Below are 19,694 nucleotides of genomic sequence, written 5' to 3'. Positions count from 1 at the left end.
CTCAGCGGGAGATGGAGACGTCGGGCGACACCCCGCGCCACCAGCGGCGCAGCAGCTCACCGAACGGCCACAGCACGAGCTGCTGCTCGGGCATCACCGCGCTGACCTGCGCGGGCGCCGGCACCGGCACCGCCGCGCGCGCCGCCTTCACGAAGTCCTCCGGCGCCGAAGCCCGGGTGAGCAGCCGCGCGCCACGGTTCGCGCCGTCGCACAGGACGAAGGCCGCGCGGCCTCGCGCCAGCAGGCCCGGGCCCGCGTGCTCCATCCCCAGGACGCTCGCGAACCACGTCTCCATGCGCGCGCGCGCCAGCGCCACCGCCGCGGGGGGCTGGGCACCCTGGGCGCCGTAGCCGTCCAGCACCCACGCCGCCAGCGCGGACAGGTCCGCCTCGGTGGTGAAGCCGAAGCCGCGGAAGAAGGTGTCGAGCGCCGCGCGAGAACGCGGGACGGCCCACACGGTGGACGGGACGGAGGGGCAGGCAGTCAGCGTCGTCACGGAATCCACAGGTAGCTCCAGGTCTCGGTGAGAGTCTCCGGGCCGCGCTTGAGGTACGCGCGCAGCTCGGTGGGGACGGCAGGGGAGGCGGGGTGCAGCTCGAAGGTGGCGCGCCAGCCGCCCGAGGGCGTGTGGCGGTTGGCGATGGGGCGCAGGACCTTGCCCGAGCCGGCGCTGACGACGAGCTCCACGGGCGTGGTGCTCTCCTTCAGGTCCGGCACGAGGGAGAAGTCGATGACGAAGCGGCGCATGGGGCGCGCGTCCTTCAGCCTGGCGCCCTTCCAGGAGTCGCCCGCGTCCAGGCGCGTGCTGACGACGGTGGCGCCCGTCACGGGCCACGGCGAGCGCGAGCCCCAGTGCAACTTGTACGCGACGCGCAGCGAATCGCCGGCGGCCAGCGGCTTCTGGGGCACCCAGAAGGCGACGATGTTGTCGTTCGTCTCGTCCGGCGTCGGCAGCTCCACCAGCCGCACCACGCCCGGGCCCCACTCGCCCACCGGCTCCACCCACGCGCTGGGCCGGCGCTCGTAGTGCGCCTCCAGGTCCTCGTAGTGGGCGAACGCCGTGTCGCGCTGCAGGACACCGAAGGCGCGCGGGCTGTCCACCTGGAAGCTGGAGACGTTGATGCGCTCGGGGTTCTGCAGGGGCCGCCAGAGCTGCTCGCCCGTGCGCGTCCAGACGAAGAGGCCGTCCGAGTCGTGAACCTCCGGCCGGAAGTCGTCGTAGTCGCCCCGGTCGTTCTCCCCGAAGAGGTACATGCTCGTCAGCGGCGCCACGCCGAGCTGCTCCACCGGCTTGCGAGCGAAAATCGTGGCCTCCACCTCCATCACCGTGTTCGCCCCGGGGATGACGGTGAAGCGATACGCGCCGGTGACGCTGGGGCTGTCCATCAGCGCGTGCACGACGACGCGGTCCGCGCCGGGAGCGGGCTTCTCCAGCCACAGCTCACGGAAGGCGGGGAACTCCTCGGGGCGCGACGTCGCCGTGTCGAGGGCGAGCCCGCGCGCGGACAGGCCATACAGGTTGCCGTGGCCCAACGCCCGGAAGTAGCTGGCGCCCAGGAACACCACCAACTCGTCGAAGAGGTCCGAGCGGTTCAGCGGATGCGACAGCCGCATGCCCGCGTAGCCATCCGCCTTCTTCAGCGGGCCGGGCTTCACCAGCGGGCCGTAGGTGAACAGCTCCGGCGAGAAGCGCAGCGGCGCCGACTTGCCGCCGGTCACCTCGTACATCGCCACCGGGAACTGGAAGAAGAAGCCGGGGTGGAAGAACTGCGCCTGGAAGGGCAGCCCCGCGTCACGCCACTGCGCCTTCTCCGGACGGAAGCGGATGTCCCGGTACGCGTCGTAGTCCAGCGTCTTGTAGGACTCCGGCAACGTCGACACGGGCTCCACGTACGCCTGCGCCGCCTTCGCCCTCGCCCGCTCCACCACCGTCTCCGACGTGAAGCTCGAGCCGCCCCGAGACTGCGACGTGGACGGGGCGGGGGCCGCCGCGCACGCGGTTCCGGCCGTGGCCACCAGCGCCACGCCCAGCCACCGCACGCACGCCGCGCGCGTCCCACCGTGCTTGTTCCTGTCCGCCGTCACGCCTGATGCCTCCGGGAAAACCGAGGGGGCGAGCGGCTCCTGGTGACTCCCGGACCTCGCTCGACTCCGCCGCCCGCATGGCCTCCACGGTGCGGCGCGTCAGCCCAGAGCAACCCCCGTACCAGCCCATGACGCGGTCGTTCATCCCTGGAATATCTTCAGGAATCGCGCACGCTTACTCGGAGGATTTAGTTTGAGGTCAATGAAGCTGCGGGCTTGCGGGGGCGTCGTGTGACGCAGCCTGGGCAGGGCCGTGGAAGCGCTGGGGAATTGAAGGACAGCCGGCGCGTGAGTCTGTCCGATTCTTCCACAGGTGGACTGTGACCCGGATCAGGCGCGGGCCAATCGTTCCTGCACCAAGGACAGCAGCTCGCGGCCCGCGAAGGGCTTCTCGAGATGCGGGCTGGTGACGGTTTCAAGGAAGGCGCGGGCCTGGGGTGTCACCGCACCGCCGGTGAGGAAGACGACGCGGCGGGCCTGGTCCGGATAGCGCTTCATCAGCGTGGAGTAGAAGTCCATGCCGCTCATGCCGGGCATCATCAAGTCGCAGAAGACGACGTCGTAGTGCTCGCCGGCTTCGATTCGCTCCAGCGCGTCCTGCGCGCGCGTGGCGAGCGTGACGTCGTGGTGGGGGCGCAGCGTGCGGCCGAGCGCCGTGCAGACCAGGGGTTCGTCATCCACCACGAGCAGCCGTCCGCGCTTCTCCGAGGAGGAGGGCGCCTCCAGTGGCGGCGGTGGTGGCAGCGCGCGCGGGCGCTCGGACGGGGGCAGCAGCACCTGGAAGGTGGAGCCTCGGTTGGGGGAGCTGCGCACGCGAATCTCGCCGCCCAGCGCCGTCACCAGGTTGTGGCAGATGGACAGGCCCAGGCCGGTGCCCACGCCGGGCGCCTTGGTGGTGAAGAAGGGGTCGAACAGGCGCGGCAGGTGCTCCGCGGCGATGCCCACGCCCGTGTCCGACACCTCCACCAGCACGCGGCCTCCATCGCCCATGCGCGCGGCGACGCGAATCTCGTGGCGGTCCGGCGAGCCCTCCGGAATGGCCTGCGCGGCGTTGACCAGGAGATTCAGGAACACCTGGCCCAGCCGCGACTCGTTGGCGCGCACGGGCGTGACGTCCTCGAAGAGCTTCACCAGCCGGGCGCGGTGGCGGATCTCCGTGGTCGCCAGGTTCAGCGTGGAGTCGAGCACCTGGCGCACGTCGACGACGGAGTCCTCGAGCGAATCCACCCGACTGAAGGTCTTCAAGTCGCGGACGATGGTGCGCACGCGCTCGGCGCCCTGCTGGGCCTCGGCGAGCGCGGATTGCGCATCCGCCAGGGACTCGGTCACCGTGGCGTCCATGCCGGGAGCGCCGGGGCCGGGCAGGTTGGACAGCTCCTCGCGCGCGAAGGCGAGGTTGGCGGTGAGGTAGGCCAGCGGGTTGTTGATTTCGTGCGCCACGCCCGCGGCGAGCGTGCCCACGGAAGCCATGCGCTCGGCGAGCATCAGCCGCGCCTGCATCTGGTGGCGCTCCGTCAGGTCATGCGCCACGGAGACAATGGAGTCCTCGCCGTCGAAGTGCAGCGGGAAGGTGGTGGACTCCACGTGGAGGATGCCGCCGTCGCGCCGCACCATGCGCCTTTCTGAAAGGGCGTTGCGCCCGGTGCGCAGGGCCTCGTGCATGCGCGCGTCCGCCGAGGCCAGGTCCTCGGGGGGAATCATGTCGGAGATGTGCTTGCCGATGAGCTCGCGCACGTCCGAATAGCCCAGCGCGCGGGCGACCTTCAGGTTGGCGTAGCGCACGCGCGCGTCACGGTCGAACACGGCCACCAGGTCCGGCAGGCTCTGGATGAGGGTGCGGAAGCTCACCTCCGAGCGGCGCACCTCCTCCTCCGCCTGCTTCAGCGGGGTGATGTCCGGGAAGAAGGAGATGACGTGCGGCTCGCCCGCATAGGGCACCAGCCCCATGAACAACAGCGTGTGGCGCACTTCGCCGGTGCTGGTGTGGTACTGCGCGTCCACGCCCCGCACCGAGCCGTGCTGTCGCAGCCGCTCCATGACGTGGGCGCGGTCGAACGGGCGCTCCCACAGGCGCAGCTCCACCGTCGTCTTGCCCAGCATGTCCTCGCGCGAGTAGCCGAAGGCCCGGAAGTAGGCGTCATTGGCCGCCACGACGCGGCCTTCGCCCAGCGTGGTGATGGAGGTGGGCACGGGGCTGACGGAGAGCATGGTGTCGCGCAGCTCGTCGCCAAACGGCACCCCGACTCGCGACTCGCGGCGGGCGGAGCGGCGCTCGGCCATGTCCAGCCGCAGCCGCAACTCCTCCGCGTCCATGGGCCAGGCCAGCACTTCATCCGCGCCGTCCTCCAGCGCGGGCTCCAACCGGTGGAGCGCGCCGCGTCGCCCCACCAACATCACCACCGCCGCGGCGCCACCCGGCAGGCTGCGCAGGGCCCGCACGAGGGGCATTCGCGAGCCCGGCTCGCGCGCATCCAGCACCACCAGGGGACAGGGCTCGGCGCGCCAGGCCGCCGGTACTTCCACGTCACGAGTGACGTGGACCACCGTGTTCCCCCTGGCTTCCAGCAGGGTTTCCAGTGGCGACAGGTCCGCCCCTCCCTGAGCGACTATCAGGACCCGCATGGGACTCCTTGCATGCAAACGACCATCGTTGCACGAGCCCTCGTGTTGTAAAAGTGTGCTGAGGCGCTAGTTTTCCAGGGCAACGAAAGCCGCGCGGACAGCGGGCTGTTAGAGTGGTTCCGGGCCGGTGTGGACCGGCGGATTCGGAGGGGGGAACGCCATGGAGCGGCGGGGCTCGAAGGACGCGGCGGTGGGGGCGCGGAAGGCGCCCTACGTGCCAGTGCAGGTGCCACGGCGCAACTTCGAGGGGCTGTTCGTCCATGCGCTGAAGCCCTCCGGCGCGTTCGCCCAGTCTCTGCGAGACATCGGCTACGACACGGACACGGACGCGTCACAGGAGTACTACCCCCTCACCGTGTGGCGCGCGGCGCTGGGCGTGGCGCGGCGCTTCGCGTGCGCGGGACAACCTCCTGAGGAGGCAAACCGGTCGCTGGGGCACCACTACGTCGAGGGCTTCGCGCAGACGTTGGTGGGGCGCATCTTCGCCACCGCGGCGCCACTGTTGGGTACCGAGCGTTGTCTGACGCGGCTGCCCACGTACCTGAAGGCGGGGCGCGAGGACATGAAGATGGTCCTGGAGCCGGTGCAGGAGCGGGAGTGGTGCGTGCGGGTGGTGGACGGGGACCCGCTGCCGGACTTCGTGGCGGGCGTGGTGGAAGGCGTGCTGCGGCGCACCCGGGTGCGGCCGCGCGTGGACGTGCTGGACCGGCAGCCGGCCGGCTACGCGCTGCGCGTGCGCTGGGAGGATGCGTGAGGCGGCGCGTCAGTTGAGGTAGTCCTTGGGCGGCGGCGCCGAGTGCCTGGCGATGCGGGCGGCTTCTGGACGGATTTTCTGGAGCCAGCGGCCGATGACGTCCAGCAATCCGTCGAAGGTGTCGCGCAGGGCCCAGGCCCGGTCGTCGGAGTCCGGCAAATCATCGCAGCGCGTGAGTCCGTCGCGCAGCGCGCGCTGGGCGCCGGGGAAGGCCTTGCACGAGTCGATGAGTCGCTCGGCGGTGCGGGCATAGAGGCGGTAGCAACCGTCCACGTCGCCCCGGTTGTACGCGGGGGCGCCCGCGTTGATGGCGTGGCCCAGCGTGGTGGCGATGGACTCCAGCGCATCCGTCGTCGCGCCTTCCAGCACGCTCAACGGATGTTGCGGCACCTTTCTCACGCGTCCGGCCCTGCGGCGAGGCGCCTCCAGCGCGGACAGGGGCGAGGCGGCCGAGCCCCGCAGGAGCGGCGCGATGTAGCGCGTGGGGATGACGAGGCCCAGGGAGCGGCCGTTGGCCAGCGCCGCGGTGGCCACGCCGACCACCGCGCCGCGCATGTCCAGCACCGGCCCGCCGGAGGACTCCTCCGGAAGCGTGCGCGTCAGCTCCAGCAAGGTGAGCCAGTCGCCGAGCACCTGGACCGCCCGCACTTGCTGGGAGCGAACCTCCGGTGCGGGGCCGGCGCCGGCTCGCAGGACGTAGACGGTGTCTCCCTCAGCGGGCAGGGGTGCGGGCGCCAGACCGAGAGGCGGCGCCAGGTCCGTCACCGGTAGACGGAGGATGGCCAAATCACGGCGGTCATCCATCGCCGCCACCTGGTCCACCTCCGCGCGCGTCCCATCCGCCATCACCGCGTGGATGAGGCGTGCTCCCGCCACGGCATGCAGGCTGGTGACGAGGTGTCCCTGGCCGGTGGCGACGAAGGCAGAGGCCGTGTGGCCATCGACTTCCAGCAACACCAGGGAGGGCGAGGCTTGGACCAGCGCGTCACGGGGGGGAGAACTGTTGCTTCCCTCGGCCATGGAGAGCCTCCTGCATCGCGGGGCATCTGGGCACCTGGGCCGGGCGCCGCCCCCGCGCGCTCATTGTACCCCAGTTGTAGCAAGCCGCTCGCCCTTCACCCAACCAGGGGGGGCATTCGTTGACGCGTTGGTTCACTTGTCTGTGGCGTTGAAGTGTCAGGTCGTTAAACCTCCGACCCGAAATGCACAAGACCCACCTCGTAGGCGCCCGAACGCACAACCTGAAGGACCTCTCCGTGGACCTCGCGGAAGGGGAGCTGGTCTGCATCACCGGAGTCTCGGGGGCGGGCAAGTCGAGTCTGGCGCTCGACACGCTGTATGCCGAGGGTCAGCGGCGCTTCGTGGAGAGCTTCAGCCCTTACGCCCGGCAGTTCCTGGAGCGGCTGGAGCGGCCGCCCATGGAGGCGCTGGAGCCGGTGGCCGCGGGTGTGGCGGTGGACCGGCGCGCGCCGGTGAAGAGCTCGCGCTCGACGGTGGCGACACTGGCGGACGTGGAGCCGTACCTGTCCGCGCTCTTCACGCGCGAGGCGATGCCGGTGTGCCCGGACTGCGGCGTGGAGGCGGTGCGCACGGATGCGCGCGTCGCGGCGTCGGCCCTGCTGCGCGAGTCGCCGGAGGCCCAGGCCCTCATCGCCTTCCCGCTGCGCATCGCGGACACGGCCTCGTTCCTGGACGTGCGCGCCCGGTTGCTGAAGGACGGCTACCACCGGCTGGTGGTGCAGGGCGAGGTGCGGGAGCTGGAGTCGCTCAAGCCCTCGGAGGCGACGGACTCCGCGGGCGTGGCGCGGGTGCTGGTGGACCGGGTGAAGCTGTCTGCCTCGCAGCTGTCGCGCGTGACGCAGGCGATGGAGGACGCGTGGGCTCGCTCGGAGGGCGAGGCGGTGGTGCTGGGGGTCGGCGCCGAGCCGAAGCGGGTGCGCAGGGGGCTGGTGTGTCCGAAGTGCGCGCGTGAGTTCGAGGCCGCGCGGCCGGGCCTGTTCAGCTACCAGTCGCCAGTGGGCGCGTGCGCGCCGTGTCGAGGCTTCGGGCGCACCATCGGCATCGACTGGGACAAGGTGATTCCCAACCCGGCGCTGAGTCTCTCGGAGGGGGCCATCCGTCCCTGGTCCGGCGCGTCGACGGAGTGGGAGCGGGGCATGCTCCAGCGCTGGTGCCGCGCGAAGGGGATTCCCATGGACGCGCCCTGGGCGTCGCTGACGCCTGCGCAGCGGGAGTCGGTGCTGGAGGGGGCGGGTGACTACGACGAAGGGCGCGCCTATCCGGGCGTGCGCGCGTGGTTCCGGTGGATGGAGGGGCGCACGTACAAGATGCACGTGCGCGTGCTGCTGGCGCGCTACCGCGCGTATTCGCTGTGCCAGAGCTGTGGCGGCGCGCGGCTCAACGAGCAGGCGCGCGCGTACCGCGTGGGCGGGTTGGACCTGCCGGGCTGGCACGGGCTGGAGCTGACGGAGGCGCTGGCTCGGCTGGAGGCGCTGGGCACGACGACGGGGCAGGGCGAGCTGGCGCGGCGTGAGCTGTCCGGGCGCCTGAGCTACCTGCGGCGCGTGGGGCTGGGCTACCTGACGTTGGACCGGCAGGCGCGCACGCTGTCCGGAGGCGAGGCGCAGCGCGTATCGCTGACGGCGGCGCTGGGGACGTCACTTACCGGCTCGCTGTTCGTCCTGGATGAGCCCACCGTGGGCCTGCATCCCGGGGACGTGCCGCCGTTGACGGAGGCCATCGCGGAGCTGGCGGAGCGGGGCAACATCGCGCTCGTGATTGAGCATGACCCGCTGGTCATCCGCTCCGCGCATCGCGTGCTGGAGCTGGGCCCCGGCGCGGGCCGTGAAGGTGGACGGCTGTGCTTCGATGGTCCGCCGGAGGCGCTGGCGAAGCGCAAGGACCTGCCCACCGGTCGGCTCCTCGCGGGGAGCGATGAGGCGCGGAGGACGCCTCGCGTGAAGACGGGCTCCCTCGAGGTGCGGGGCGCGCGGGAGCACAACCTGAAGGCGCTGTCGGTGAGCGTGCCGCTGGGCGTGCTGTGCGCGGTGACGGGGCCGAGCGGCTCCGGCAAGAGCACGCTGGTGGACGAGGTGCTCTACCGGCACCTGGCCCGGCGGCTGGGCGTGAAGGACGTGGAGGCCCCGGGCGTGGTGGACGCGCTGGAGGGGGCCGAGGCGGTGAAGGCCATCACCTTCGTGGACCAGTCTCCGTTGGGGCGCACGTCGCGTGGCAATGCCGCCACGTACACCAAGGCGTGGGACAGGCTGCGCGAGCGCTTCGCCGCGGAGCCCGACGCGCAGGTGCGCGGACTGACGCCGGCCCACTTCTCCTTCAACGTGGACAAGGGGCGCTGCGAGGCGTGCTCGGGCGAGGGCTACGAGACGGTGGAGATGCAGTTCCTCGCGGACGTGGCCCTGCTGTGCGCGGTGTGCCGGGGCCGGCGCTTCAAGGAAGAGGTGCTCGCCGTCCGCCACCAGGGCTTCAGCGTGGCGCAGGTGCTGGAGATGACGGTGTCCGAGGTGCTCCAGCACTTCGGGAGCGACGCGGCCCTCCAGCGCACGCTGGGGCCGGTGGCGCGGCTGGGCCTGGGCTACCTGCCCCTGGGGCAGCCCCTGTCCACGTTGTCGGGTGGAGAGGCGCAGCGGCTGAAGCTGGCGCGTGCGCTGGCCACCGAGTCGAAGGGCTCGCTGTTCCTCATCGACGAGCCGAGCGCGGGCCTGCACGCGGAGGACGTGCGCCACGTCATCGACGCGCTTCATGCGCTGGTGGACCGAGGCGCCAGCGTCATCGTCGTGGACCATGACGTGTCGGTGATGAAGGCGTCGGACTGGGTCATCGACCTGGGGCCGGTGGGCGGCAAGGACGGCGGCCGGCTGGTGGCTGAAGGCACTCCCGCGGACGTGGCGCGTGGCGAGGGCGCGACGGCGGAGGCGCTGCGAGGTGAGCGCAAGCCGTTGGGCCGTTCGGTGAAGCCGCGCAAGCCGGGCAAGGACGTCGCGCCGGCCATCGAGGTGGAGCACGCGCGCGAGCACAACCTGCAGGACGTGTCGTGCAAGATTCCGCTCGGGAAGATGACCGTCGTCACCGGGCCGAGCGGCTCGGGCAAGAGCTCGCTGGCCTTCGACGTGGTGTTCGCGGAGGGACAGCGGCGCTTCCTGGAGACGCTCAGCCCCTACGCGCGGCAGTTCCTGCCCACCATGCCCCGGCCGGACGTGGAGCGCGTCAGCTCCATTCCGCCCACCGTGGCGCTGGAGCAACGCACCTCTCGCGCGGGTGGCACGAGCACCGTGGCCACCGTCACCGAGGTGGCCCACTACCTGCGCCTGCTGTTCGCCAAGCTGGGGGAGCCGCACTGCCCTCGCGACGACACGGCCATCACCTCCATCTCTCCGGAGCTCCTGTTCGCGCAGCTCTCCGCGATGAAGGGCGAGGCGACGGTGCTGGCTCCCGCGGTGCGCTCGCGCAAGGGCACGTACCTGGATGTCTTCACGGCGGCGGCGCGCGGGGGCATCACCACCGCCATCGTCGACGGGCAGCTCGCCTCCACGGATGACCCGCCGCGACTGGCGAAGACGCGCGAGCACGACATCGACCTCGTCATGTACGAGGGCAAGGTCTCCAAGCTGCCGCGCGACGTGTTCGACAAGGCGCTGGGCTGGGGACAGGGCGCGCTGAAGCTGCGCACCTCGAAGGGTGAGACGCTGCTGTCCACCGAGCGCACCTGTCCCCAGTGCGGCACCGCCGTGCCGGAGCTGGACCCGCGCTGGTTCTCCTTCAACACGAAGCAGGGGCGCTGCGACTCGTGCGAGGGCACGGGTGTGCAGGGCGGACCTGCGGCTCAGGCCGAGGGCGAGACGGCGCCGTGCCGCGCGTGCGGTGGCAGCCGGTTGGACCCCATCCCTCGCGGCGTGCGGCTGGAAGGGGCGCGCTACCACGAGGTGGTGAAGCAGTCCGTGGCCTCGGCGCTGGAGCGCGTGAAGGGCTGGAAGTTCAAGGGGGACCGCGCGCTCCTGGGCGAGCCGTCCCGACAGGAGCTCCTGCGGCGCATGGAGTTCCTGGAGCGAGTGGGCCTGGGCTACCTGTCCCTGGACCGCAACGCGGCCACGCTGTCGGGCGGAGAGATGCAGCGACTGCGCTTGTCCGCGCAGCTCGGCGCGGGCCTCACCGGGGCGATGTACGTGCTGGATGAGCCCACCATCGGCCTGCATCCGCGTGACACCCACCGCTTGCTCGACAACCTGCGCGCGCTGGTGAACACGGGCTCCACGGTGCTGGTGGTGGAGCACGACTCGGACACCATCCGCGCGGCGGACCATCTGCTCGACCTGGGACCCACCGGTGGCCGTGGCGGCGGACGCATCCTCGCGGAAGGCCCGCCGGACGTGGTGCTGCAGAGCGACTCTCCCACGGCCGTCGCGCTGCGCGAGGCGCAGGTGCGGCCTCCTTCAGGACGCGGAGAGCCGAAGCACTGGCTGGAGCTGAAGGGCGCGCGCGCCAACAACCTGAAGCGCGTGGACCTGCGGCTGCCCGTGGGCCGGCTCAACGTCGTCAGCGGCGTGTCCGGCTCCGGCAAGAGCACGCTGATTCGCCAGGTGCTCTACCCGGCGCTGCGCGAGGCGCTGGAGCTGGTCTCCTCGAAGCCGGGCCCCTTCGATTCGCTGAAGGGCGTGGACCCGGTGAAGCGGGTGATGTCGGTGGACCAGTCGCCCATCGGCCGCACGCCGCGCTCGGTGCCGGCGACGTTCCTGGGCATCTGGGACGAGCTGCGCCGGGCCTTCGCCGCCACGCCCGAGGCGAAGATTCGGGGCTTCTCCGCCGCGCGCTTCTCCTTCAACACCGCCGCCGGTGGACGGTGCACCGCGTGCGAGGGGCAGGGCTCCATCTCCCATGAGATGTCCTTCCTCCCGGACGTGGTGACGCCGTGCGAGGCCTGCGGCGGCGCGCGCTTCGACGCGGCCACGCTGGAGATTCGCTACCACGGCCTGTCCATCGGCGACGTGCTGCGGCTGTCCGCCGACGAGGCGAAGGACGTCTTCCGCTCCATCCCCAAGGTGGCCGCGCCGCTGCAATGCCTGTCGGATTTGGGCGTGGGCTACCTCCAGCTCGGACAAGGCTCCAACACCCTGTCCGGCGGCGAGGCGCAGCGGCTCAAGCTGGCGTCCGAGCTGACGGCCTCCTCACGGCACGAGCCCACGCTGTACGTGCTCGACGAGCCGACGACGGGCCTGCACCTGGGCGACGTGGAGAAGCTCATCACCTTCCTGGGGCGACTGGTGGACCGGGGCGACACGCTGGTGGTCATCGAGCACCACCCGTCCGTCATCGGCGCGGCGGACCACGTCGTGGAGCTGGGGCCGGAGGGCGGCGATGACGGCGGCCTCATCGTCGCGGAGGGCACGCCTCGCGAGGTGGCGAAGGTGAAGACGGCCACCGGGCGGGTGCTCAAGTCCCTCTTCTCGGGCGAGGACCGTCACGCATCGCGTCGCGGCGCGACGGGGAGCCGGTGAGGGTGGGATGTCGAAGACAGGACAGAAGGTCGTGAAACGGGAGCGGGGCTTCGGCATTCTTGGCGGCCCCATGAGAACCCTCCATGTACTGACCGTCGCCACGGCGCTCATCGTCACCCCGGCATTCGCCGGGGATTCGGCGACGAAGCCCACCACTCCCGCGAAGTCCCAGCCCCCGAGCGAGAAGAAGCCCATGTCCCTGCATGACCTGTCCGCGAACCGTCTCGATGGCAAGGCCGAGAAGCTCTCCGATTTCCAGGGCAAGGTCCTGGTCGTGGTGAACACCGCGTCGGAGTGTGGCTACACGCCGCAGTACGCGGGCCTGGAGAAGCTCTTCCAGGACTACAAGGACAAGGGCGTCGTCGTGCTGGGCTTCCCGTCCAATGACTTCGGCGGGCAGGAGCCGGGCAGCTCGGAGGACATCAAGAAGTTCTGCGAGCTGCGCTTCAAGGTCAGCTTCCCCATGTTCGAGAAGGTGAAGACGAAGGGCGACGGCCAGTCCCCGGTCTACGCCTTCCTCGCGAAGAACCACGACGCGCCGAAGTGGAACTTCCACAAGTACGTCGTGGGCAAGGACGGCCAGGTGAAGGCGGGCTTCCCCAGCAAGGTGACGCCGGAGAGCGACGAGCTGCGCAAGGCCGTCGACGCAGCGCTCGCCCAGCCGTAGCGGACGCCTGAGCACTCGCCGGCCCGGAGCGAGCATCCGCCCGGGCCGGTGGCGGGTCGTCCGTCGGGAGCCCGAGGGCTCGCGAGGACTGACGCTCCGTCCTCCGTCCTCCCTGCATGCGGCCCGTGAGGCCACCGTGGCATGTGGGCCATGAGGGGCTCACCGTGGTGGTGGACGTGGCCCTTGAGGAGGGAGCCGCATGGCCATCGCGTCGATACCCGGACTGGGAACGAAGGAGGAGGCGTGGCCGGCGCTTCCATTCGCGGAGTGGAAGGACACCTATGCCACGCTGCACCGGTACACCCAGGTGCTCGGCAAGGTGCGGCTGACGCTGACGCCACCGGAGAACCACTGGTGGAATGTGTCGTTCCGCGTGACGGCGCGGGGGCTGACGACAGGGCTCATCCCCTATGGGAATGGCGGCTTCGAGGTGGACTTCGACTTCCTCGCCAGCGAGCTGCGCTTCCTGACGAGTCAGGGGGACGTGCGCGTCATGGAGCTGACGTCCCGACCGGTGGCGGAGTTCTACCGGGATGTCATGGCCACGCTGCGCTCGCTGGGCATCGAGACCCGCATCTGGGAGCAGCCGGTGGAGATACCCGACGACACCACGCCGTTCAGTCAGGACCGGCACCACGAAACCTATGTGGCCGAGCACGCGCAGCGCTGGTGGCGGGCGCTGCTCCAGGCGGACCTCATCCTGAAGGAGTTCCGGGCCCGCTTCACCGGCAAGTGCAGCCCGGTGCAGTTCTTCTGGGGGAGCTTCGACCTGGCGGTGACGCGCTTCGGTGGCCGGCCCGCGCCGGTGCGTGAAGGCGCGGATGCGGTGACGGCCGAGGCCTACTGCGAGGAGGTCTGCAGCGCGGGCTTCTGGCCCGGCAGCGAGGCCCTGGGCGGCGCGGCGTTCTATTGCTACGCGGCACCGGAGCCGACGGGCTTCGCCGCCGCGCGCGTGGAGCCGGCGGAGGCGGGATACGACGCGGGCCTCAAGGAGTTCCTGCTGCCCTACGAGTCGGTGCGCCACGCGAAGGACCCCAAGGCGTTCCTGCTCGACTTCTTCCAGACGAGCTACGACGCCTGCGCGAACCTGGGGAAGTGGGACCGGGACCGGCTGGAGCGGCCGCTCATCATTCCCGACAGCTTGAAGGCGGCTCGCGGCTCCGTCAGTGCCACGGAGGCCGAGCAGCCCACCGCCGACAGTCACTCGTGAGGGCGTGGCTCCGTGGCCGTTGCGTGATGCACCCGTGAGCGCCACGGCGGAGATGCGCCGTGGCGTTCAGTACGGTGGCAGCAAGCGACGGAAGCCGTGTGCGAGCACGATGGCGAGGACTCCCAGGTTGCGCGGGAGCAGTCCGGGCCAGAAGAGGGCGAGCGGGCCCGTCCTCTCGGCAGGGGGTTCGCCTGAGGGGAACTGCCGCGCCAGGCGTTCAGCGAGCGTCCGCATCCACTGAGTTGAGCGAGGCCACTCGGCGACGCCGTCCAGCCATGCCTGGGGAATGGCGCCCGCGCCGACGGTGGCTCCGAGCATGCCTCCCACGATGGCGCCCACCGTGTCCGTGTCTCCGCCGAGCAGGATGACTTCCTCCACCGCGCGGGGGAGGTCGTCCGGGTGGCGCAGCCACGCATAGAGGGCCACGGGCACGGTGTGCATGACGTAGCCCGTGACTCCACGTCCCAACCCGAGGACCTCGGCGAGCTCCGTCAGGGAGGCACCGCGCGCCAGTTGGGCGCTCAGCGTGTCGAGCACCGCGTGAAAGTCAGCGGTGGTGGTGGCTTCGCGCAGCATGCGCAGCGCGGCCTGCGAGTCCTTCACGCCCTCGGGCCCATGGAGGGCGCCGTACGCGGCGGCTCGTGCGACGAGGCGCGCTCCGTCCTCGGCCCGGGGATCTCGATGGGTCAGCCGTGTGGAGGCCCGCACGAAGGCATCGAGCCGCTCTGGCTGCGCGGCGAGACAGGCTCCCAACAGGGGTGCTCGCATCGCCGGGCCGTTGCCCGCGGAGACGACGCCGCTGTGCTCGGGCGGGAAGCCGCACCACAACTTCATGATGGCGCGCACGGTCGCCCAGCCGATGCCCGCGGGCAGGGCCAGGAACCACCCCCGCAGTCTCCACCCGAGGTTGCGAGCAAAGCGCGGCGCGTCCTCGGGTTGCGCGAGCAGGGCCTGTCCCGTCATGCACGCGTGCTCCGTGTCATCGCTGGCGAAGCCCCGGCCCAGCACCAGCCGGTGTCGCAGCGGCGCGCCTCCAAACATGCGGTGTGCCCGTCGGGGGCCGAGCCCTTCCCGGGGCAGACCCAGGGCGTCTCCCACGAGGGTTCCGAGCAGTGCACCGGTGATGAGGTCCTGACGTGAGCGCGAGTCCATGTCCGGGACGAATGCAATCACGGAGCCCGCCCCGCGCCGAGAGTGTTCACAGTCTTGGCGCGAAGGGCGCCTGACAGATTGGCAAAGCTCGTCGGGAGGTGGCGTCAGGATGTCGGGGCCGCGCGCGAGTCGCTGCCGCCGCGCGACGCTCAGTCCATGCGCCGACGCCACGCTGGCAGGGCGCGTCGAGAGATGGCGTCAGGAGTTCGAGGCCGCACGCGAGTCGATGCCGCCTCGCGACGCTCAGCCCATGCCCCGTCGCCATGCTCAGCCCATCCGTCGACGCCACGCACGCGTGAGCAGGATCGCGACGGCGACCACACCCACCACGCCCAGAAGCGTCAGCCCGAGCAGCCACAGGAAGATGCGGTCCACCAGCATGGCGGCGCGCTGGAAGGTGTGGTCCACCAACCCGTAGCCGATCTGCTCGCCCTGCTGGAGTGTCTCCACGCGTTCGGTGTGAAGCGCCGCGAGAATCGCCTGCCGCTCGCCTCGCACGTCCCCCATGAGCGCCTGTCGCTCCGACTCGATGAACCGCTGGAGAGCCTCCCTGCCCGCGTCGAGAGCGCTCAGCACCGCCGTCCTCTCGCGGGCCACCATCGCGGGAGTCCCCGCCGCCAGCGCGCCCAACTGGTCCAGCGTGTCCACCACGCGGTCCAGGTCCCGCATCGCCTCCTTCGCGGGCAGCGTCCTCAGGACCTCCTGCGCCATCGACTCCACCTGCCAGCGGGCCTGTCGGGGGAGGGACGCGGCGTAGAGGTCCACGCGCGCGGTGATGTCGCGCACGTCTTCGACGAGTGCCCCCGCCGTCCCCCTCGCCCCCATCCCGGACAGAGACGTCACGTCCGCCAGCAATCCCACGGTGGACACCCGCGCGACGAGCGAGCCCACCAGCGGGTTCTTCGCGGCCCACTCATGGACGAGACGGTGCGCGGGCGACACGTCCGCATGGCCGGACACGTCCTTCCACAGCGCCTCCACTTCGGCCTCCTGCTCGCGCAACATGCGCTCGGCCTTGGCTGTCACCTCGGGTGACGCCCCCGCGGAGACGGCCCACTGCGGAAGCGCGAGCTCGAGCTGCGCGAGCAGGGCCCACGCATCCACCAGGGCCGCCACGGGGTCGGGCTGGAGCAACGCGGCCTGCATCGCCGGCACGGAGTTGATCTTGAAGGTGGTCATCGCCTCGCGCACGGAGGCCGAGCCCGAGCGCGCGGCGATTTCATCCGAAGAGACCTCCAGCAACCCGGAGAAGCGGCGCGCCATGTCCCGCACCCGCGTACGCAACGCCCCGACGGACAGGTCCGAGCGGCCCACGCGGCGCACCAACTCCGAGCGCGGCGCCGAGACGGTGCAACCGCCAAGGCAGGCGAGCAGCAAGATGCAGCCAGCGAGTCGGCGGACGCGAGACATGGAGCGCAGGCAACCTGGGCATGTCCGCCCGCGCCGACGAGTGTTCCCGAGGACACGCCCGTGTCCGACGCCTGACGCTCCCATACGTCAACGGCGTCGGACACGGGCCCGCACGTCACTTCTTCCCGGGCTTGGGCGGGAAGCGCTCCAGGATTTCCTTCACGGACTTGTCGATGTTCGACTGCCGCTTCTCCGCCTTGGCGTTGTCGTCAATCTCCGCCTGCGCCTGCCCGCGCCAGACGAGCTTCTTGGACTCGGCGTCCACGATGTCCAGCAGGAGGGTGCCCTGCTCGTACTCGCGCACATACGTCTCGGGCGCGGACATGGCGACGGTCCCACCGCCGTAGAACGGGTCCCACATCGAGTTGTACGGATAGCCGTAGTAGGAGTTGACGGTGTCCGCTTCAATCTTGTTGTCGATGGCCCCATGCCAGCCGATGAGGAAGTTGGGGTTCGCCCCCGCATCCACCTTCTGGTAGCCGTGCGACTGCAGATACGCGTCGGCCGCGTGCTGCACCTGGCCACCGACGATGGGATTGTAGACGCGCTTGTCGGTCCCCTCCGGCTGCGGGAGCCACGCGTAGGTCTTGTATCCGTCGATCTGCTGGACGGCGCTGGGGTCGTAGTTGCTGCTCACGTCGATGCTCGCGCAGGCCGTGAAGGCCAGGCCCAGCAGCAGGGGTGCGAGTCGGGGCAGTAGACGCATGGAAGCCTCCTCGGTGGCGGCGCGACACGCGCCGTTGGCTCCCTGACGGTAGGCACGGGCGCTCATCGCCCCCGGGGACGGATGCCCGTCCGTCCCCGACTCCAGTCTCATTCCCGGGGGAGGGGCCTCAGTCTTCGCCCCGCGAGTCCCCCGGCAGCTCGTTCTTCCAGAAGCGCTTGGTCTTCACTCCGCCGCCGCGCGCGAGGGCGAGCGCCAGCTTCGCCCGCTTCTCCGGAGCAAGCTCCTTGGCCAGCGCCTGGTACATCTCCCGGTCCAGCGCGGCGATGCGCTCGCGCGCCTCGAACGCACGCTGCGCGGCGGCGTCCACCTGGGCCAGCGCCGCGCTGTCGCCCCGCGCCGCCTGATGCAGCGTGCGAGCCGCGTCGCGAACCTGCTCCCGCAGAGGCCGCCGCTTCTCGTCGAAGCGCCGCAACGTCTCTTCCATCTTCAACGCCTGCGCGTTGTCCAGCTCCAGCGCGTCCGACAGCGTCAGCACCTGCCGCAGCCGCATCCGCTTCTCCGCGCGCTCCATCCGCTCGGCCTCGCGAGGCTGCTGCTCCGCGCCCTCCTTGTTGCCGGGCCGGGCCAGCGCCAGCCAGGGCACCAGCACCACCGTCACCGCCACCCACGACTTGCGAGTCATCGTCTTCACAGCGTCTCCCCCAGCAGCGCTTCCTCGTCCCAGCTCTCGACGTCGTCGAGCGCTTCCTCGTCTTCCCACTCGGAGCTGGCCTCCAGCGGCTCCAGCCCCGCCCAGGCCTCGAAGTCCGCCAGCGCCCGCGCTTCCACCGCGCGCTCCTCGGATGGCAGCTCCTGGGGCTCCGGCGGGGTGTTCCAGTCCCAGGGGCGCGGGATGCCTGGCACCAGGACCATCACCGCCACCGCCGCTGCCGCCGCCACCAACGAGCCCACGGTGCGTCGTCGCAGCGCCTGGCTCATGCGCTCCCGCTTCCATGTGTCCAGCGCGCGCTGGGGCAGCGCTTCCTGCGCGTGTTTCTCCGCCGCCGTCGGCGCGGGCAACGTCAAGAGCGACAGGACCTCCACCGACGCGGCGAAGGCCTCGCGGCACCCCGCGCACGACTCCAGATGGTGGAGCAGGGCCACGGTCTCCGACGCCTCCAGCGCCCCCGCGGCGTGGAGATCCACCCGCGCTTCCTGGTCAGGGCATGCAGCCATCAACGCATCTCCTCGGGCTCGCCCACCCGCGCCTTCAGGCGCTTCACCGCATGGTGGAACTGCACCTTCGCATTGTTCTCGGTGATGCCGAGCGTCTCCGCGATGTCCTTGAACGCCAACCCGGCGTCCACGCGCAGCGTCAACACCTCGCGCTGACGCCTGGGCAGCGTCAGCACCGCCTCGCGCACCTCGCGCGCTCTCTCCGCCCGCTCCAGGCCGTCCTGCGCGGACTCGCCAGGGGCCTCCGCCACCTCGTCGTTCGCGGCCTCCACCAGCACCGGCCGCCACCGCTGGCCGTGCCGCGCGTGGTTCTTCGCCAGGTTGAGGGCGATGCGCACCAGCCACGCACGGAACGGCGCCGGGCCCAGGGGCGTGAAGCGCGCGAACACCCGGCGAGAGGCCTCCAGCGCGCGCAGGAAGGCGGCCTGCGTCAGGTCCGCCGCGTCCTCGGGCCGGGTCGTGTAGCGGCGCACCAGCGAGAAGACGAGCGCCCGGTGCCGCGTCACCAGCACCTCGAAGGCCGCCTCCTCGCCGTCCAGGAAGACACGGCAGAGCACCTCGTCCGGCGCCCGCTCCAGGGCCAGCCGGCGAGACGGCATCGCCACCACCCGGCCGCCTGTCTCCCTGATGCTCACGACGCCTTCAACCCCCGAGCCGCCCCCAGGTTATTTTTCGACGCGTTTCCGTCATCGCATCAATTCAGGAATCTCAGGAAATGACAGCGATTTGGCCGACACTCGGTTGTGACGTCGGGTTGCCCTGTTCGCTCGGCCGCTGTCAGAATGGCCGCGGTTGGTGCAACCCACGGACTTCTCATGGTTCTGGAAGGCTCGGGCTCTCGCATCAAGGGGGGCGTGCTCATATCCCGCTTGAACATGCTGCGCCGGCACGGCGGGCAGGTTCGGGTGGACGAGGTCCTCGGGCGGCTGCCCCCGTCGGACCAGGCATTGCTTCGCAAGTCGATATTGCCGGTGGCCTGGTATCCGCTGGAGCTGAACCTGCGGCTGGACTCGGCCATCGCGGAGGTGCTGTCGCCGGATGACGAGGGCCGGGCCTTCATCGACATGGGCCGCGCGTCCGCGGACGAGTCGCTCCACGGTCCGCAGCATGCCTTCGTGAGGGCGGGGGACCCGCACTTCCTGTTGAGCCAGGCGGCGCGCATCTACCGGTTCTATTACGCGGTGGGCTCGCGCACGTACGACTGGACGGGGCCCCGGTCCGCGGTGCTGCGCACCTTCAGCGCGGAGAACGTCACGGAGGCTGACTGCCTCACCATCATCGGCTGGCACGAGCGAGCCATCGAGCTGTCGGGCGGTCAGTCGCCGCGAATCACCCACCCGATGTGCCGCGCCCGGGGCGCATCCCATTGCGAGTACTACTGCCTCTGGGACTGAAGCCCGGGG

The 19,694-nt window shown here is 70.8% G+C and carries 15 protein-coding genes; 5 read left to right on the top strand and 10 right to left on the bottom strand.

Annotated features, from left to right (window positions below):
- Window position 1: 1 nt before the first annotated feature.
- The 3 genes from HUA75_RS21615 to HUA75_RS21605 form a co-directional block, all read right to left on the bottom strand.
- Window positions 2–496, bottom strand: coding sequence for a hypothetical protein (locus tag HUA75_RS21615; RefSeq protein WP_246137158.1), 495 nt, complete (start codon window positions 494–496; stop codon window positions 2–4).
- Window positions 493–2,085: a glucan biosynthesis protein gene (locus tag HUA75_RS21610; RefSeq protein WP_371746163.1), complete on the bottom strand. Its 1,593-nt coding sequence runs from the start codon at window positions 2,083–2,085 to the stop codon at window positions 493–495. Before HUA75_RS21610 ends, HUA75_RS21615 begins: the two co-directional genes overlap by 4 nt.
- Before the next feature lie 330 nt (window positions 2,086–2,415).
- Entirely contained in the window at window positions 2,416–4,707 is a 2,292-nt protein-coding gene (locus HUA75_RS21605; protein ID WP_174487429.1) for a PAS domain S-box protein, read from the bottom strand.
- A gap of 160 nt (window positions 4,708–4,867) precedes the next feature.
- Here HUA75_RS21605 and HUA75_RS21600 point away from each other — a divergent pair, with 160 nt between their 5' ends.
- Window positions 4,868–5,461, top strand: coding sequence for a DUF2378 family protein (locus HUA75_RS21600; protein ID WP_174487428.1), 594 nt, complete (start codon window positions 4,868–4,870; stop codon window positions 5,459–5,461).
- A 9-nt stretch (window positions 5,462–5,470) separates the two neighbouring features.
- Here the strand turns inward: HUA75_RS21600 and HUA75_RS21595 are convergent, their stop codons facing one another.
- On the bottom strand, window positions 5,471–6,481 hold the full coding sequence (locus HUA75_RS21595) for a serine protease (protein ID WP_141642567.1): 1,011 nt from the start codon (window positions 6,479–6,481) through the stop codon (window positions 5,471–5,473).
- A 182-nt stretch (window positions 6,482–6,663) separates the two neighbouring features.
- On the opposite strand from HUA75_RS21595, the gene uvrA reads away from it, so the two are divergent.
- From uvrA to HUA75_RS21580, 3 genes are all read left to right on the top strand, one after another.
- The gene (uvrA, locus tag HUA75_RS21590; RefSeq protein ID WP_174487427.1) at window positions 6,664–11,970 is read left to right on the top strand and encodes an excinuclease ABC subunit UvrA; all 5,307 of its coding nucleotides are present in this window, start codon (window positions 6,664–6,666) and stop codon (window positions 11,968–11,970) included.
- A gap of 70 nt (window positions 11,971–12,040) precedes the next feature.
- Window positions 12,041–12,637 carry a glutathione peroxidase gene (locus tag HUA75_RS21585; RefSeq protein WP_141642569.1) on the top strand — a complete coding sequence of 199 codons (597 nt, stop codon included), beginning with the start codon at window positions 12,041–12,043 and terminating at the stop codon, window positions 12,635–12,637.
- A gap of 199 nt (window positions 12,638–12,836) precedes the next feature.
- On the top strand, window positions 12,837–13,847 hold the full coding sequence (locus HUA75_RS21580) for a DUF5996 family protein (RefSeq protein ID WP_174487426.1): 1,011 nt from the start codon (window positions 12,837–12,839) through the stop codon (window positions 13,845–13,847).
- Between the two features lie 66 nt (window positions 13,848–13,913).
- On the opposite strand, the gene HUA75_RS21575 is transcribed toward HUA75_RS21580, so the two are convergent.
- The 6 genes from HUA75_RS21575 to HUA75_RS21550 all read right to left on the bottom strand — a co-directional run bounded on the left by HUA75_RS21575 (window position 13,914) and on the right by HUA75_RS21550 (window position 18,926).
- Window positions 13,914–15,020: an ADP-ribosylglycohydrolase family protein gene (locus tag HUA75_RS21575; protein ID WP_371746162.1), complete on the bottom strand. Its 1,107-nt coding sequence runs from the start codon at window positions 15,018–15,020 to the stop codon at window positions 13,914–13,916.
- A gap of 246 nt (window positions 15,021–15,266) precedes the next feature.
- Window positions 15,267–16,409 carry a chemotaxis protein gene (locus HUA75_RS21570; RefSeq protein ID WP_174487424.1) on the bottom strand — a complete coding sequence of 381 codons (1,143 nt, stop codon included), beginning with the start codon at window positions 16,407–16,409 and terminating at the stop codon, window positions 15,267–15,269.
- 115 nt (window positions 16,410–16,524) lie between these two features.
- Window positions 16,525–17,115 (bottom strand): DUF4136 domain-containing protein, encoded by a 591-nt coding sequence (locus HUA75_RS21565; protein ID WP_141642572.1) that lies wholly within the window; start codon window positions 17,113–17,115, stop codon window positions 16,525–16,527.
- 127 nt (window positions 17,116–17,242) lie between these two features.
- Window positions 17,243–17,758 (bottom strand): hypothetical protein, encoded by a 516-nt coding sequence (locus tag HUA75_RS21560; protein WP_141642580.1) that lies wholly within the window; start codon window positions 17,756–17,758, stop codon window positions 17,243–17,245.
- A 5-nt stretch (window positions 17,759–17,763) separates the two neighbouring features.
- Complete coding sequence (locus HUA75_RS21555) at window positions 17,764–18,291, bottom strand: zf-HC2 domain-containing protein (protein ID WP_174464712.1); 528 nt, start codon at window positions 18,289–18,291, stop codon at window positions 17,764–17,766.
- Window positions 18,291–18,926 carry an RNA polymerase sigma factor gene (locus HUA75_RS21550; RefSeq protein ID WP_371746161.1) on the bottom strand — a complete coding sequence of 212 codons (636 nt, stop codon included), beginning with the start codon at window positions 18,924–18,926 and terminating at the stop codon, window positions 18,291–18,293. The genes HUA75_RS21555 and HUA75_RS21550 overlap by 1 nt, the downstream gene beginning before the upstream one ends.
- Before the next feature lie 180 nt (window positions 18,927–19,106).
- Between HUA75_RS21550 and HUA75_RS21545 the strand changes: the two genes are divergently transcribed.
- The gene (locus HUA75_RS21545; protein WP_174457236.1) at window positions 19,107–19,685 is read left to right on the top strand and encodes a TIGR02265 family protein; all 579 of its coding nucleotides are present in this window, start codon (window positions 19,107–19,109) and stop codon (window positions 19,683–19,685) included.
- Window positions 19,686–19,694 lie beyond the last annotated feature (9 nt).

The sequence above is a fragment of the Myxococcus sp. CA040A genome (genome assembly GCF_013336725.1).
Taxonomy (GTDB): Bacteria; Myxococcota; Myxococcia; order Myxococcales; family Myxococcaceae; genus Myxococcus; species Myxococcus llanfairpwllgwyngyllgogerychwyrndrobwllllantysiliogogogochensis.
Note: the sequence above shows the minus strand (reverse complement) of the source record. Positions and strands in the feature narration are given on the sequence as shown.